11 protein-coding genes are annotated in these 14128 nt (G+C 27.1%); 2 read left to right on the plus strand and 9 right to left on the minus strand.

Going from position 1 to position 14128, the window contains the following annotated elements:
- Window positions 1-41 precede the first annotated feature (41 nt).
- The 3 genes from I2H23_RS09635 to I2H23_RS09645 form a co-directional block, all read right to left on the minus strand.
- Window positions 42-1349, minus strand: coding sequence for a hypothetical protein (locus I2H23_RS09635; RefSeq protein WP_092925391.1), 1308 nt, complete (start codon window positions 1347-1349; stop codon window positions 42-44).
- A 281-nt stretch (window positions 1350-1630) separates the two neighbouring features.
- Window positions 1631-5845 (minus strand): 2-hydroxyacyl-CoA dehydratase, encoded by a 4215-nt coding sequence (locus I2H23_RS09640; RefSeq protein ID WP_195581563.1) that lies wholly within the window; start codon window positions 5843-5845, stop codon window positions 1631-1633.
- 300 nt (window positions 5846-6145) lie between these two features.
- Window positions 6146-7744, minus strand: a complete 1599-nt coding sequence (locus tag I2H23_RS09645; protein ID WP_195581564.1) for a Na/Pi cotransporter family protein — start codon at window positions 7742-7744, stop codon at window positions 6146-6148.
- A 162-nt stretch (window positions 7745-7906) separates the two neighbouring features.
- Between I2H23_RS09645 and I2H23_RS09650 the strand changes: the two genes are divergently transcribed.
- Complete coding sequence (locus I2H23_RS09650; RefSeq protein ID WP_176698671.1) at window positions 7907-8071, plus strand: hypothetical protein; 165 nt, start codon at window positions 7907-7909, stop codon at window positions 8069-8071.
- Between the two features lie 111 nt (window positions 8072-8182).
- Here the strand turns inward: I2H23_RS09650 and I2H23_RS09655 are convergent, their stop codons facing one another.
- Both I2H23_RS09655 and I2H23_RS15490 read right to left on the minus strand, forming a co-directional pair.
- The gene (locus I2H23_RS09655; protein ID WP_195581565.1) at window positions 8183-9352 is read right to left on the minus strand and encodes a CD0519/CD1768 family membrane protein; all 1170 of its coding nucleotides are present in this window, start codon (window positions 9350-9352) and stop codon (window positions 8183-8185) included.
- A gap of 208 nt (window positions 9353-9560) precedes the next feature.
- Window positions 9561-9695 carry a hypothetical protein gene (locus I2H23_RS15490; protein ID WP_271893476.1) on the minus strand — a complete coding sequence of 45 codons (135 nt, stop codon included), beginning with the start codon at window positions 9693-9695 and terminating at the stop codon, window positions 9561-9563.
- Window positions 9696-9912: 217 nt separating this feature from the next.
- Between I2H23_RS15490 and I2H23_RS09660 the strand changes: the two genes are divergently transcribed.
- Window positions 9913-10161, plus strand: coding sequence for a hypothetical protein (locus I2H23_RS09660; RefSeq protein ID WP_092925384.1), 249 nt, complete (start codon window positions 9913-9915; stop codon window positions 10159-10161).
- Window positions 10162-10189: 28 nt separating this feature from the next.
- Here the strand turns inward: I2H23_RS09660 and I2H23_RS09665 are convergent, their stop codons facing one another.
- The 4 genes from I2H23_RS09665 to mocA all read right to left on the minus strand — a co-directional run bounded on the left by I2H23_RS09665 (window position 10190) and on the right by mocA (window position 14109).
- On the minus strand, window positions 10190-10738 hold the full coding sequence (locus I2H23_RS09665; protein ID WP_195581566.1) for a hypothetical protein: 549 nt from the start codon (window positions 10736-10738) through the stop codon (window positions 10190-10192).
- A 76-nt stretch (window positions 10739-10814) separates the two neighbouring features.
- Window positions 10815-12434, minus strand: coding sequence for an ABC-F family ATP-binding cassette domain-containing protein (locus tag I2H23_RS09670; protein ID WP_166505574.1), 1620 nt, complete (start codon window positions 12432-12434; stop codon window positions 10815-10817).
- Between the two features lie 90 nt (window positions 12435-12524).
- The gene (locus I2H23_RS09675) at window positions 12525-13544 is read right to left on the minus strand and encodes a molybdopterin-binding protein (protein ID WP_092925378.1); all 1020 of its coding nucleotides are present in this window, start codon (window positions 13542-13544) and stop codon (window positions 12525-12527) included.
- Window positions 13531-14109: a molybdenum cofactor cytidylyltransferase gene (mocA, locus tag I2H23_RS09680; protein ID WP_092925376.1), complete on the minus strand. Its 579-nt coding sequence runs from the start codon at window positions 14107-14109 to the stop codon at window positions 13531-13533. Before mocA ends, I2H23_RS09675 begins: the two co-directional genes overlap by 14 nt.
- Between the last annotated feature and the right edge of the window lie 19 nt (window positions 14110-14128).

The raw sequence follows: 14128 nt of genomic DNA on the forward strand, positions 1-14128 counted from the left end.
TAGTTAACATTTTATTTTATATTTACCCAACAGCTATACTTTTAATCAAACTTATTCCATGGAACTACTTCTACTTCCCCAAACCATCTTTCATTTAGTCTATTAGAAAATTCTCCTTTATATCCTATAAAAGATAATACTATTAGTTCTAAATACTTTGTCCCTATTTGTATTATATTCCACATATCCTCAACACTAAGATTTGCTCTATTATCTCTTCTGCTTGGATGCACTATTTTATTTCTAAAGTATATTACTAGATCTACCCCATCATCAAATCTTGTTTTAGTCCAATCATCAAATAGATCTAATTCTTCCATTCCATATGGGATTTTACATATATCTAGTACCATTTTTATATTTTTAGCTGCACTATTTAAGTCAAATTCATCATCATTAAGTATTTGTTCTTGCTCTACAAGTATCATATAAGATAGTGCTTCTAATGCAATTTGAATTGATATTATATTATTTTCTATTGTTATCTCACCTAATGATTCTATATACCAATCTATTACATTTTTTATAACTTGTCCACAATATCCATCTTCTAGTTTTTTGCACATTAAAGACATATACTTTTCTATATTATGGTGATTTGATATAGTATCTGTCCAAGTTGGTACAAACTTAAATGGAGTTACTATGTTTTCTCTCCATAACCTATAGACATTGTTATTTCCTTGATACCCTTTAGCTAAGCATATTCCAATATGCCTTCCACACATAAAGCTAAGTGCTATTGATATCCTATCTAAAAAATCTATTATATTATTAGTTTTAAATTGTTTTTTATCTTTTCTTTGAACTCTCCCTATATGAGTTATTATACTACCAGATTTAGATTTTAGTTTTTCATTTAATTCTTTTCTATAATCATACCTTTTATCTATTGTAACTACAAAGTCATTAATTTCAAATTGAATTCTACCTGCGAACAACTTATCCACGTGTTTTATAAGTGTTCCCGGAAATTTATCTAAGTTTATTATATGAAAATCTATATAATCTACATATGCATTTTTTGACTTTATATAGCTATCATTTGTATATCCTTCTATATTAAAATCATTTATCGAATTTATACTTATCGAAATTGGCTTATATCCATAAATTTCAAGTATTGCATTATCATAATCTAAATCTAAGTCTATATCTTCATCATATGCAGAAAGTATTTGTGCTTTAAAGTTTATAGATACTGGAGGAGTCATTTTATAATACACTATTCCGCTACATTTATATTTTTTATCTAAATAAATACAAAATCTACCTTGATATATGATTATATCTTCATCTATTTTGTATCTTAAGTATTCTGAAGATATAGCACTATTTATTTCTTTCATAATGTTTTCCTCCTTCCATGCAGTACTTCTTGATTATATCATAAATAATAAACTTTAGCTAAGATTTAAATTAATCGTTGTTATATCAATGTATATAACTATCTATTATACTAATTATCTTTTTCATTTTAACTTAAATTAATTTTATATAATATTATAGCATTTTCAATCTCTTCTTTTAAACACATATTTGAATTATTTCCTTACATAAAGATTCCCCTTAAAGTAGTGTTATCTAATAACTTTAAATTCTATCTATTTTAAGGGGCTTAATTCATACTTTAAAAATTATTTTTTAATGCTGTTGATAACATTAATTTAATTCTATTTATTTGATTTATTTCACTTGCTGATGAATCATAATCAATAGCTATTATATTTGCATCTTTATACATTTCTTTTATTTTCTTTATTTGACCTTTTCCTGTTATATGATTTGGAAGGCACCCAAAAGGTTGCATGCATATAATATTTTTAATATCATCTTCTAATAACTCTAACATTTCTCCTGTCAATAACCAACCTTCTCCTGTTTGATTTCCTAATGATATTACATTTTCAGTATACTTAGATATAGTTCTTATATTTTTTGGAGGAATAAACCTTTTACTTTTCATTAATTCTTTATTATAAGTGCTTTGATAAATATTCATTGCATTTATAAATAGATTTCCTAATTCTTTATTTATCCATTTTCCATCTAAATGTTTAAATTTATATTCTGCATTTAAGCAACAACTAAGAAAGAAGTTAGATAACTCAGGTACTACCGCTTCTCCTCCTTCAGCTTCTATAATATCAACTAAATAATTGTTTGCAAGAGGATGAAATTTTACTAATATTTCTCCTACTAACCCAACCTTAGGCTTTTTTATATCTATTAACTCTAAATTATCAAAATCATGTATTATACTTTTTATATTTTTCTTAAACTCTAATATACTAGATTTTTTTAATGATTCTTTGCATATACAAACCCATTTATCATACAATTTATTGGCACTGTTTGTATACTTTTCGTAAGGTCTTGTTCTATATAAAACTTTCATCAATAAATCTCCATATATACAAGACATTAATAATCTATTAGCCATACTAAGTGTAATATGTTTTGATAATCCATTTTTCTCTATTCCATTTACACTTAAAGATATTACAGGTATATCTTTGTAACCAGAATCATAAAGGGCTTTTCTTAAAAATCCTATATAATTAGTAGCTCTACATCCTCCACCAGTTTGTGTTATAGCTACAGAAGTGCTATTTAAATCATACTTACCAGTTTTTAAAGCTTCTATAATTTGACCTATAACTATTATTGCAGGATAACATGCATCATTGCTTACATATTTCAACCCCTCATCTATTATTTCTCTTTTTATATTTTCTAAAATAACCAAATTATACCCACTTAAATTTACTGTTTCTTTAAAAAATTGAAAATGTATAGGTGACATTTGAGGTACTAATATAGTATGTTTTTTATTTATTCTACCTTTTTTATATTCGATATGATCATTTTCTATATATTTATTATTTTTTCTTTCTTCTATTGCAGCTTTTAATGACCTTATCCTTATCTTAGCTGCACCTAGATTATTTCCCTCATCAATTTTTATAACTGTATGAATTTTAGATTTCTCATTTAAGATTTCTTTGACTTGATCTATTGTAATAGCATCTATACCACATCCAAATGAATTTAGTTGAACAAGTTCTAAATTAGAACTTTCTTTTACAAAACTTGCTGCTTTATACATTCTATGGTGATATACCCACTGATCAACTACTCTAAGTGATTTATTTATTTTAGATAAGTGACATATAGAATCTTCACTTAATACATTTATTCCTAAAGAGTTTATAAGTTCTGGTATTCCATGATTTATCTCCGGATCTATATGGTATGGCCTTCCACATAAAACTATACCTTTTTCATTTTTATCATAAATCTCTTTTAAGGCTTTTTCTCCCTCAATTTCTATATCTTTTCTGTATCTCTCTTGTTCTATATATGCCTTATCTAGAGACTTTTCTACCTCAGTCTTAGATATATTAAAGTACTTAAATAGTTCTTCATATAAGTTTTTAATAAGTTTCTCACGATTATTTAGACTTATAAAAGGATTAATGTAATTTATATTTTTTACTTCATCTATATTATTTTTTATAACTTCTGAGTAAGATATAACTATTGGGCAATTATAATTATTGTCACATCGTTCATCTTCTTTTTTTTCATTAACTACACAAGGATAAAAAATATATTTTATATCTTTTTCTATTAAATCTTTTATGTGCCCATGTACCATCTTAGCTGGGTAGCAAATTGTGTCTGATGTTATAGATGATATTCCTTTTTCATATAAATCTTTTGATGAACGTTTAGATAAAACTACTCTAAATCCCATATCTGTAAAAAAAGTATGCCAAAATGGATAGTTTTCATATATATTTAATACTCTTGGAATACCTATTTCACCTCTAAATGCTTTAGATTTTTCTAATGGCTTGTAGTTAAATATTCGATTATATTTATATTTATAAAGATTTATCTTATTTTCTTTTATTTTATTATCATTATATAAAGCTTCTCCCCTCTCGCATCTATTTCCTGATATGAATAATTCATCATAAAATTTATTTATTGTTAATAAACAATTATTTGAGCATCCACCACATCTTGAAGTTTCTGAACTAACTTCTATGTTTTTTACTTTGTCTAAATTAAGTAAGGTGCTTTTATTGCTACCATTATACATATCCATTGATATTAAAGCACATCCAAAAGCCCCCATTAACCCAGCTATAGATGGTCTTATTACCTCTTTGTTTATTATCTTTTCAAAACTTCTAAGTACTGAGTCATTATTAAATGTACCTCCTTGGACAACTATATTACTCCCTAAATTATCAAAATTATTTTCTTTAATAACCTTATATAATGCGTTTTTTATTATGGAATAGGAAAGACCCGCTGATATGTCTGCTATGCTAGCGCCTTCTTTTTGTGCTTGCTTTACCTTTGAATTCATAAATACAGTACATCTTGAACCTAAATCTACTGGTAATTTAGATAATGTTCCTATTTTTGCGAATTCTTTTATGTCTATAGACAATGATTCTGAAAAATTTTCTAAAAATGAACCACATCCAGATGAGCATGCTTCATTTAATATTATATTATCAATTACACCGTCTTTAATTTTTAAACACTTCATATCTTGCCCACCTATATCTAATATAAAGTCAACTTTATCATTGAAATACTTTGCTCCTTTATAATGTGCTATAGTTTCTATTTCCCCAAAATCTATACCTAATGCCTTCTTTATAAGACCTTCACCATAACCTGTTACTGTTGAGTAACATATATTAGCTTTTTTAGGTAATTTGCTATATATATCAATTAAAACTTCTTTAACCGTATCTAAAGGTCTTCCATTATTACTACTATAGTGACTATATAATATATTTTTTTCTTCATCTATTAAAACTACTTTTGTTGTAGTTGACCCTGCGTCTATACCTAAATAACAATTCCCTACTACTTTTTCTATATCTTTATATCCTATATCTTTTTTGTTATGTCTTTTTAAAAATATTTCATATTCATTTTTATCTTTAAATAGTGGCTCTAATTTACTTATTTTATTTATACCTTCTTTATCCAAATTCTTAATTTTATCTATCAATGATTCAAGGTTAACTTTGCTGCCTTTTTTTGATATTAAACTAGCTCCCATACATACATAAAGTTGGGCATCCTTAGGAAATATTATATCTTCTTCATCTAAATTTAACACCCTCTTAAAAGCATATCTTAGTTCTGATAAAAAATATAACGGTCCTCCTAAAAAAGCAACCTTACCTTTTATCTCTCTCCCACAAGCTAATGCACTAACAGTTTGTATAGCAACTGCATTAAATATACTCATTGCAATGTTTTCTTTTTTAGCTCCATCATTTAAAAGAGGTTGTATATCTGTTTTTGCAAATACACCACATCTTGATGCTATCTTGTAAATCGTATCATAATTTTTTGCAAGTTCATTTAATCCATTAGAGTCGGTCTGTAAAAGATATGCCATTTGGTCTATAAATGCACCTGTTCCTCCTGCACATATACCATTCATCCTTTGATCTATTCCATCTGTTAAATAAGTTACCTTTGCATCTTCTCCTCCCAATTCAATAATCACATCAGTTTCTGGATAAAAATACTTTATAGCTTCTGTAGATGCTATTACTTCCTGTATAAAATCTATTTTTAGTCTCTTAGCCATATCGATTCCACATGACCCTGTTATTGCTACAGTTATTTCTCTACCTTCTAGTATACTTTGCACGTCTAATAATGTATCTAAAACTGTATTTTTTATACTTGACAAATGTCTTTTATAATTTTTATATACAATATTATTATCATCATCAAATACCACAACTTTGACTGTAGTTGAGCCAATATCTATACCTAATGAAAATAATCTATTCATGTTAAATCCCCCATATTTTCTGTTTATCTATTATTAAGTTTTATGCTTTTTTAGATATTTATATGTAGCCAAAATTTATAAGTTTTTTAAGTTGATATTTATATATATACATAAAAAATTCGCTTCGTTCATGTCTCCAACGACTTCGTTCGTTGCTTAAAAATTATTTTTGAGCTACTGTATATGCGGATATCTTTACTTTTTCTAAATATGTTACTATAACTTTAATTCATAGATTATCCACAACTTTCAAGTAAATATATTACATTAATAAGTAAAAAAGCACACTTATTTAGTGTGCTAATAATTTAATACTCTTATAGCTATATTTGAGCAATGATCTGAAATTCTTTCTAAGTTTGATACTAAATCTAGATATAATATCCCAGAGTCTATCTCACATGTATTATTGTTTAATCTGTATATATGATTTGCTCTTATTGATTTTTCTATATTGTCTACTTCTTCTTCTGTTTTAATTATTCTTTCAGCTATTTTTTTGTCTTTTTTATTTATAAGAATTAAAGCATCTTCATAATTTTTTTTGACTTTTTCAAACATTTCTTCAATTTCTTTTTGACCATCATTGGATATGCTTACATCTTTATCAATTGCTATCTCAGCAAGTTCAGCTATATTTTCAGAATGATCTCCTATTCTTTCCAAATCATTTATAGTGTTAAATAAATTATCTACCTCTTCTACTGAGTTACCAGTTAAAGATGTCTTAGACAATTTTAATAAATAGTTTAATATATTTCTTTGATAATCATTTATATCTTTTTCAATTTTAAATGTTTCTTCTACATCTTTTTTAGATTTATTTAAAAATGCACTCATAGATGAATTTAAGCATAAATTTGTTACTTTAGCCATTTTATTAGTTTCTTTTAATGTATTTGCAAATGCTATTGATGGTGTTTCTAACATTCGCTCATCTAAATAAGTTTTAACTTCCTTTTCTTCTTCAGTTTGAGGAACTATCTTCATAGCTAATTTTACAATATACTTAGAAAATGGTAAAAGTATTATAACTGTTACTATATTAAATAATGTATGTGCATTTGCTATTTGTCTTGCTACATCTGTTGGATTAATTCTTGTTACTACTGCAACTATTGGCTTGTTTAATATTAATAAAAACATTAGTGTACCCAAAATATTAAATAATAAATGCATAATTGCTGCTCTTTTTGCATTTTTGTTAGCACCTATACTAGACAATAATGATGTAACACAAGTACCTATATTATCTCCATAAAGTATAGGAAGTGCAGATTGAAGTGGTATAATTCCTTGTGATGCTAATGCTATAAGCATCCCCATTGATGCACTTGAACTTTGAACTACTCCTGTTATTATAAGACCTAACAGTACACCAAGTAGTGGTCTATGACCAAAATTAACAAGTGCATCTGTGAATCCTTTATATTCAGCAAGAGGGCTGACAGCATCTTTCATAAACTCCATACCCGTAAATAATATACCAAATCCAAGCAATATCTCTGCTATATTTTTAGTTTTACTTTTTGATGAAAATAGATAAAGTGCTATACCTATACCTAAAGTTATAGGAGCAAGCCCCTCTAAATTAAAACTTACTAATTGAGCAGTTATAGTTGTACCTATATTTGCTCCCATTATAACTCCTATAGCTTGAGATAACGTCATTATACCTGCATTTACAAAACCAACTACCATAACAGTAGTAGCACTAGAACTTTGTATTATCGCAGTTACTCCTGCTCCAACTAATACTCCAAGTAAAACATTACTTGTTAAAAGCTCTACTATTTTCTTTAGTTTTTCCCCAGCTGCTTTTTGAAGTCCATTACCCATTAATGTCATACCATATAAAAAAAGTCCTAGTCCTCCTATAAGACTTATTAGTATCTCCAAATTAATTCCTCCTTTGGTTAAACATCATTCTATATATATTTTTCTCCTTTTTCCATTTAATAATTCACTCTAATTTCTAAAGCTACATTTTATTGATTAGAATAGTAATTATATTTTTAGGTTAAATTATTATTGTTTAATAAATTATTTAAGGAGGACTATATGACTAGAAAAAAAGCTTGTAAAGCCCCTCAACAAAGTAAAAATGTTGCAAGTTCAAGTCTAGAAATAGCTGAAGAACTTAATATATCACCAAGATTAAGACCTAGCAAAACTGGTTCTGTTAGTCAAAATACATCTAGACCTATAAAGCCTAGAAAGAAGTAATCTAAAATATAAAATTTTTATGGTGCAAGATTACTAATCAATATAATTTTAAATATCCTAATACAAATAAAAATAGACTTAGATATCATCTAAGTCTATTTTCTATAAATTTTATGAAATTAGCATAAATATAAAATGAGAAGATACACCTGCACATATTCCACCTATCGTATGTGAAATTATTGCTTTACTAGTTAGTCCTCTTGCATTTAATGCATCCATCATACCTACATGAGTACTTAAGTATCCACTCCAACACATTCCCATGGCCGTAAATACGGCTATATCATTAGGAGTTATAACATTATCTTTGATAAACTGTGGTACTAAACTCATAGCTGCACCAACTGCACCTAATGATGTTATAGGAAATGCTATAGCTTGTGCTGATGTAAATCCAAACAATGGTTCTAATATAAAGTTTAGCTTCTTTCCTATTACAGGTAAAAGAGCTATACCTTCATATGCTGCCCCTGTATATACTTCTTTACCGGTATTTGGATCTATACTTGGGCCAAATGTAAGTAACATTACTAATGTACATACTATTAAAACACCTGGTATTATAGCTAATCCTAATTCTACACCTGATTTTCCACCTTCAAGTATTGCATCTAGGACTCTTTGGAATATACTTCCATCTCTTATTTCTCTATACTCTTCTATCTTAGAATTTTCTATTTCTAAACTAGTATTATCTATCTCATCTTTATAGTATTTTTTTGTAAAGTGCAACATTATTCTAACACTAATTATACTACCTATTATGGCACCTATATTTCCTACTAACGCCGGAAGTACATATTTTTCACCCTGAGATATCATAAATGTTGTAACTATAAGACCCATTCCAAAAGATGTACCCAAATTACAAAGTGCTGGCACTTGGTACTTTTTAAAATACCTAGTAAAAGATTTATCCTTGCTAAATGATATGATTGCTGGATTATCAGATAAATAAGTAGTTACAGCTCCTGCTATACTAGCTCCTGGAAGTCCATATAAAGGCTTCATAAAAATAGCAAATATTTTATTAAGTAGTGATATTACTCCAAATTCTGATAATAATGCACTTAGTGCCCCTGCTAAAACAGCCATTGCCATTATTAAAAATACAGTATTTAATAATAAATCGTGAGCAGTGTTCATTATGACTTTAAACATTATACCTGCTCCCATGATACTTGCTACATAGGTAAATCCGCCTAATAAGATAGCTAAAAATACAAATGTCTCTAGATTTACCGACCTGACTTTCCTTTTAGTTGTAGTATTTTGCATACAAATCATCCCCTATGTAATTATTATCTGTGTCTTTTAAACTTAAAATTATAAATTTAAAGAATATTTTTTATTATTCTATAATATATTAAATTTATTTTTATGTAAATATTTATTTTTTCTTTGCGATAATTTGCATTTATATTTATTAATAAAAAAGTACTACCATATGGTAGTACTTTAAACATTTACATTTATATATTAATTTCTACTTATTATCTATTATAGTTTTTGTTGTATCTAAATCTTTAGCTAAGCATTTTTGACTATTTATTCTTTCACTTACTAATAAGTAGTTGCTTATTCCTTTTAATGTTTTTGCTAATTTATTTATCATTGCCATTTTTAACTCCCCCTTTATGTTTTCTACTTAGGATATTGTATACAATATACTGTATCAAGTCAATACTTTTATTAAAAGTTTATTTTTTATCAAATTTTTTATGCCAAACTTAATCAATTTAACTTATATATACAATATTATTTTATATTTTTGACTTTTAGTTTATAATAAAGGTTATAATATAAAAGTTAATTTTCATAAAATGAGGAGGTACGTCATGTCTTGTCCAAACTGCAAGTGCAATAAATCAAAAATAAGTAATGATGAATATGAAGAATTAAAAGAATATTTCAAAGATGAGATACAAGATTATAAAATTGTTGATTATATAAAAGATAATGGTAATCATAGTTCTTATGTTGAGGTAGAACTTGAAGACTATATCGTTGAAATTGAGGATATAGATACTGATAATTTAAATTTAGATAAAGTAATAGATGCTTTAATAAGAAATAGTGTTAAATAATTAAAAGTAGACTAATTTTAGTCTACTTTTAATTATTTTTCTCTGAATCTATTTTCATTTTTAATATTTCTAATTGACTTTTATATGCTACTAATTGTATTTCTATTTTTTCTTTTTTAAGCTGTATATTCTTTTTAGTTTTTTCACTTTTTGCATTTCTTATTTCATCTTCCATTTTAGTACTCATAGCTTCAAGTACATATACAGTCTTTTGTAATTTCTCATATACAGCCCTAGGATTATTATTTTGCTCACTTTTTCTCTCTAATATAAACATTATCTTAAAGTACATAAATGCAACAAAAATATTTATTACATTATCTAGTAACTCTTGTGTCATACTATCACTAATTATTGCTACTAAAATAAAAGATGCTATATTAAATAAAAATAGTGTAGTTAACTTATTTTTATTTTTGCCATAGTTATAATCTTCTTTATATCTAGTTAGTCTATATGGAATAGCTATTGTGACTATTGGTGATAAAAACAGTATATTTCCTTCTAATATAGCGTATATAACACTTAGTGCGGTTAAAAGCATTATGGCTTTATTAGTTATATCTACTTTTTTCATATATTTCTCCTTTTTGGATATTAAAAATACCTCCTTGCACAAAGTATAAAATACTCTGTGCTTAGAGGGTATTAATTTATTTACCATACATAGTTTTTAATTGAGCTTGTATGTCTTTATTTTCTAAGTATTCATCTAGCGTAGTTTTTCTATCCATAACACCACCTGGAGTTATTTCTATTATTCTATTTGCTAGAGTTTGTATCATTTCGTGGTCATGAGAATTAAATATTAATACTCCTGGGAACTTTTCAAGTCCTTTATTTACAGAAGTTATACTTTCAAGGTCTAAGTGGTTAGTTGGGTCATCTAAAACTAATACGTTAGCGTTACTTAACATAAGTTTTGATAACATACATCTAACTTTTTCTCCTCCTGATAAAACTTGAGCTTGCTTTAGAGCTTCTTCTCCACTAAATAACATTCTACCTAAGAATCCTCTTATAAAACTTTCACTCTTTTCTTCAGAATATTGTCTTAACCAATCAACTAATGAGTATTCTACACCATCAAAGTATTGATTGTGATTTTTAGGTAAGTAACTTTGAGAAGTTGTAACTCCCCACTTAAATGTTCCACTATCAGCAGTATCTTCACCCATTATTATATTGAATAATGTAGTTATAGCTATTTCGTCACCCATAAATGCTACTTTATCATCTTTATCAAGTCTAAATGATACATTATCAAGTACTTTAACACCATCTACAGTTTTAGTTAATCCTTCAACTTCTAAAACCTCATTTCCTATTTCTCTCTCAGGTGTAAATCCTACATATGGATATCTTCTTCTTGATGGTTGTATTTCTTCAACTTGTATTTTTTCTAATTGTTTTTTTCTAGATGTTGCTTGCTTTGCTTTAGAAGCATTTGAACTGAATCTTGCGATGAACTCTTTAAGTTGAGCTATTTTTTCTTCAGCCTTTTTATTTTGATCCTTAGCAAGTTGTAATGCTAATTGGCTTGACTCATACCAGAAATCGTAGTTACCTACATACATTTGTATCTTACCAAAATCAACGTCAACTATATTTGTACATATTTGATTTAAGAAGTGTCTATCATGTGATACAACTATAACGATAGAATCTTCAAGTCCCATTATAAACTCATTTAACCAGTTTATAGATTGGAAGTCTAAGTGGTTTGTAGGTTCGTCCATTATTAGTATCTCAGGCTTACCAAATAATGCTTGGGCAAGTAATACTTTAACCTTTTCTCCACCTGTTAATTCTTTCATTTGCTTATAATGTACCTCTTTAGGTATACCAAGACCCATTAAAAGTCTCTCTGCATTAGTCTCTGCATCCCATCCATCAAGTTCGGCAAATTCACCTTCAAGTTCAGCAGCTTTTATACCATCTTCTTCAGTGAAATCAGGCTTCATGTATAATGCATCTTTTTCTTTCATTATAGAGTATAGTCTTTCGTGTCCCATTATAACTACATCTAAAACTGTATCTTCTTCATATTTGAAGTGGTCCTGTCTAAGTACTGACATTCTTTCTTTTTCAGTTATTGAAACACTTCCTGTGTTTGGCTCTATATCACCAGCTAATATTTTAAGGAAAGTTGATTTTCCTGCACCATTAGCTCCTATTATCCCGTAACAATTTCCTTTAGTGAATTTTAAGTTAACATCTTTGAATAACTCTTTATCACCAAATCTAAGTCCAACATTTGTAACTTGTAACATTAATGTGTATTCCTTTCTTTCTTTAATTTTCGTAAATTACATAACATTTTTATAATATAATAAATATTTAATTTAGTCAACTGATGAGTACTACACCTTAGCAAAATTACAGGCTGGATATGTGCAAATATCGCAATTCATACAAAGTCCACCATGCCCATACATTGCTATATCTTTTTTAGTTAATTTTTCATCTACTAGTACTCTTGGTAAAATAACATCAAATACTGTTGTTTTATTATACATTGCACATCCTGGTATCCCCATTATAGGTATATCACCTTTATATGCTAATAAAAACATTGCCCCAGGAAGTATTGGTGAACCATAGGTTATTATACTTGCTCCACTTTCTTTTATAGCAGTAGGTGTTACATCATCTGGATCTACACTCATACCACCTGTGCAACATATAAGTTCTGCACCTTGATTTATAAAATCTTCTATAGCATTTTTTATCATAATAGTATCATCTTTACATATAGCTTGACCTATAACTTCACACCCAAACTTTTCAACCTTTTCTTTTATAACAGGTCCAAATTTATCTACTATTCTTTTATAAAATACTTCATTTCCAGTTGTAACTATACCAACCTTCTTAGGTTTAAACTCTACTACATTTACTATTTTTTTATTACCTACTATATTTTTTGCTTCGGTTAGCTTATTTTTATCTATTAGTAAAGGAATCACTCTTGTTCCTGCTACTTTAGTTCCTTTATTTACTATAAAATTATTATGTAGGGTAGATAACATTATATCATCTATCATATTAAGTTCTAATAATGTATCTACGTCTATTTTTAAAAGTCCATATTTATTTGATATAAAATCTATTTTACCTTCTTTTATATCACTAAAATCTAAATTTTCTCCTGCTGTTAAATCTTTTAAAAATATAGCGCCATCATTTTCATGAACCATATCTTCATTTTTTTCCCAAACATATAGATGATCTTTACCTAATGATAGTAAAACTTCTATATCTTCTTTTTTTACTATATGACCTTTTTTAAAAGCAACTCCTTTAAATTCACCTGGAATTATCTTTGTTATATCATGACAAAGTATATGTCCTATAGCATCTACTGTTTTAATCTTTTTCATATATTCCCCCTAATTGTATATAGTCTTTTTTTGTGTCAATATCAAATAACATATACTCACTGACATCTACATATTTTATTTTACATGAATTAGTTATAACTTTTTTACCTTTTTCATCTTCTTTTAAACTTAATAATTCCTCTCTTTTATACTCTGGAAATATTACAGGATTTCCTTTCCTATCTTTATATCTTGGAATTATTATAAAATCTTTATTTTCATTAAATTCTTCTATCATTTTATTTATATATTTGCTATCAATTAAAGGTTGATCTCCTACAAAAAACATATATCCAAAGGATTGCTTGCTATTATTTATACCTAATCTTATAGATTCACTTTGACCTATATAATTTTTTTTATTTTCTATATATTTATAGTTGTATTTTTTTGAAATATCCTTTATTTCATCATATGAACTAACAACTATAACTTCTTTAAATTCAACTTTTGATATTTCATCAAATACATATTCTATTATAGTTTTATCTTTGTATTTTAGTAAGAGCTTATTTTCTCCCATTCTTTTTGATAGCCCTGATGCCATTATAATCGCTGTTATCATTTTTTATATCCTTATTAAT

This window comes from Romboutsia sp. BSD2780061687b_171204_C1, assembly GCF_015560225.1.
Lineage (GTDB): Bacteria > Bacillota > Clostridia > Peptostreptococcales > Peptostreptococcaceae > Romboutsia_C > Romboutsia_C hominis.

Coding starts and splice junctions, on each gene's coding strand:
- I2H23_RS09635 (WP_092925391.1), bottom strand. CDS start 1,349: ATGAAAGAAATAAATAGTGCTATATCTTCAGAATACTTAAGATACAAA.
- I2H23_RS09640 (WP_195581563.1), bottom strand. CDS start 5,845: ATGAATAGATTATTTTCATTAGGTATAGATATTGGCTCAACTACAGTC.
- I2H23_RS09650 (WP_176698671.1), top strand. CDS start 7,907: ATGACTAGAAAAAAAGCTTGTAAAGCCCCTCAACAAAGTAAAAATGTT.
- I2H23_RS09655 (WP_195581565.1), bottom strand. CDS start 9,352: ATGCAAAATACTACAACTAAAAGGAAAGTCAGGTCGGTAAATCTAGAG.
- I2H23_RS15490 (WP_271893476.1), bottom strand. CDS start 9,695: ATGGCAATGATAAATAAATTAGCAAAAACATTAAAAGGAATAAGCAAC.
- I2H23_RS09660 (WP_092925384.1), top strand. CDS start 9,913: ATGTCTTGTCCAAACTGCAAGTGCAATAAATCAAAAATAAGTAATGAT.
- I2H23_RS09665 (WP_195581566.1), bottom strand. CDS start 10,738: ATGAAAAAAGTAGATATAACTAATAAAGCCATAATGCTTTTAACCGCA.
- I2H23_RS09670 (WP_166505574.1), bottom strand. CDS start 12,434: ATGTTACAAGTTACAAATGTTGGACTTAGATTTGGTGATAAAGAGTTA.
- I2H23_RS09675 (WP_092925378.1), bottom strand. CDS start 13,544: ATGAAAAAGATTAAAACAGTAGATGCTATAGGACATATACTTTGTCAT.
- mocA (WP_092925376.1), bottom strand. CDS start 14,109: ATGATAACAGCGATTATAATGGCATCAGGGCTATCAAAAAGAATGGGA.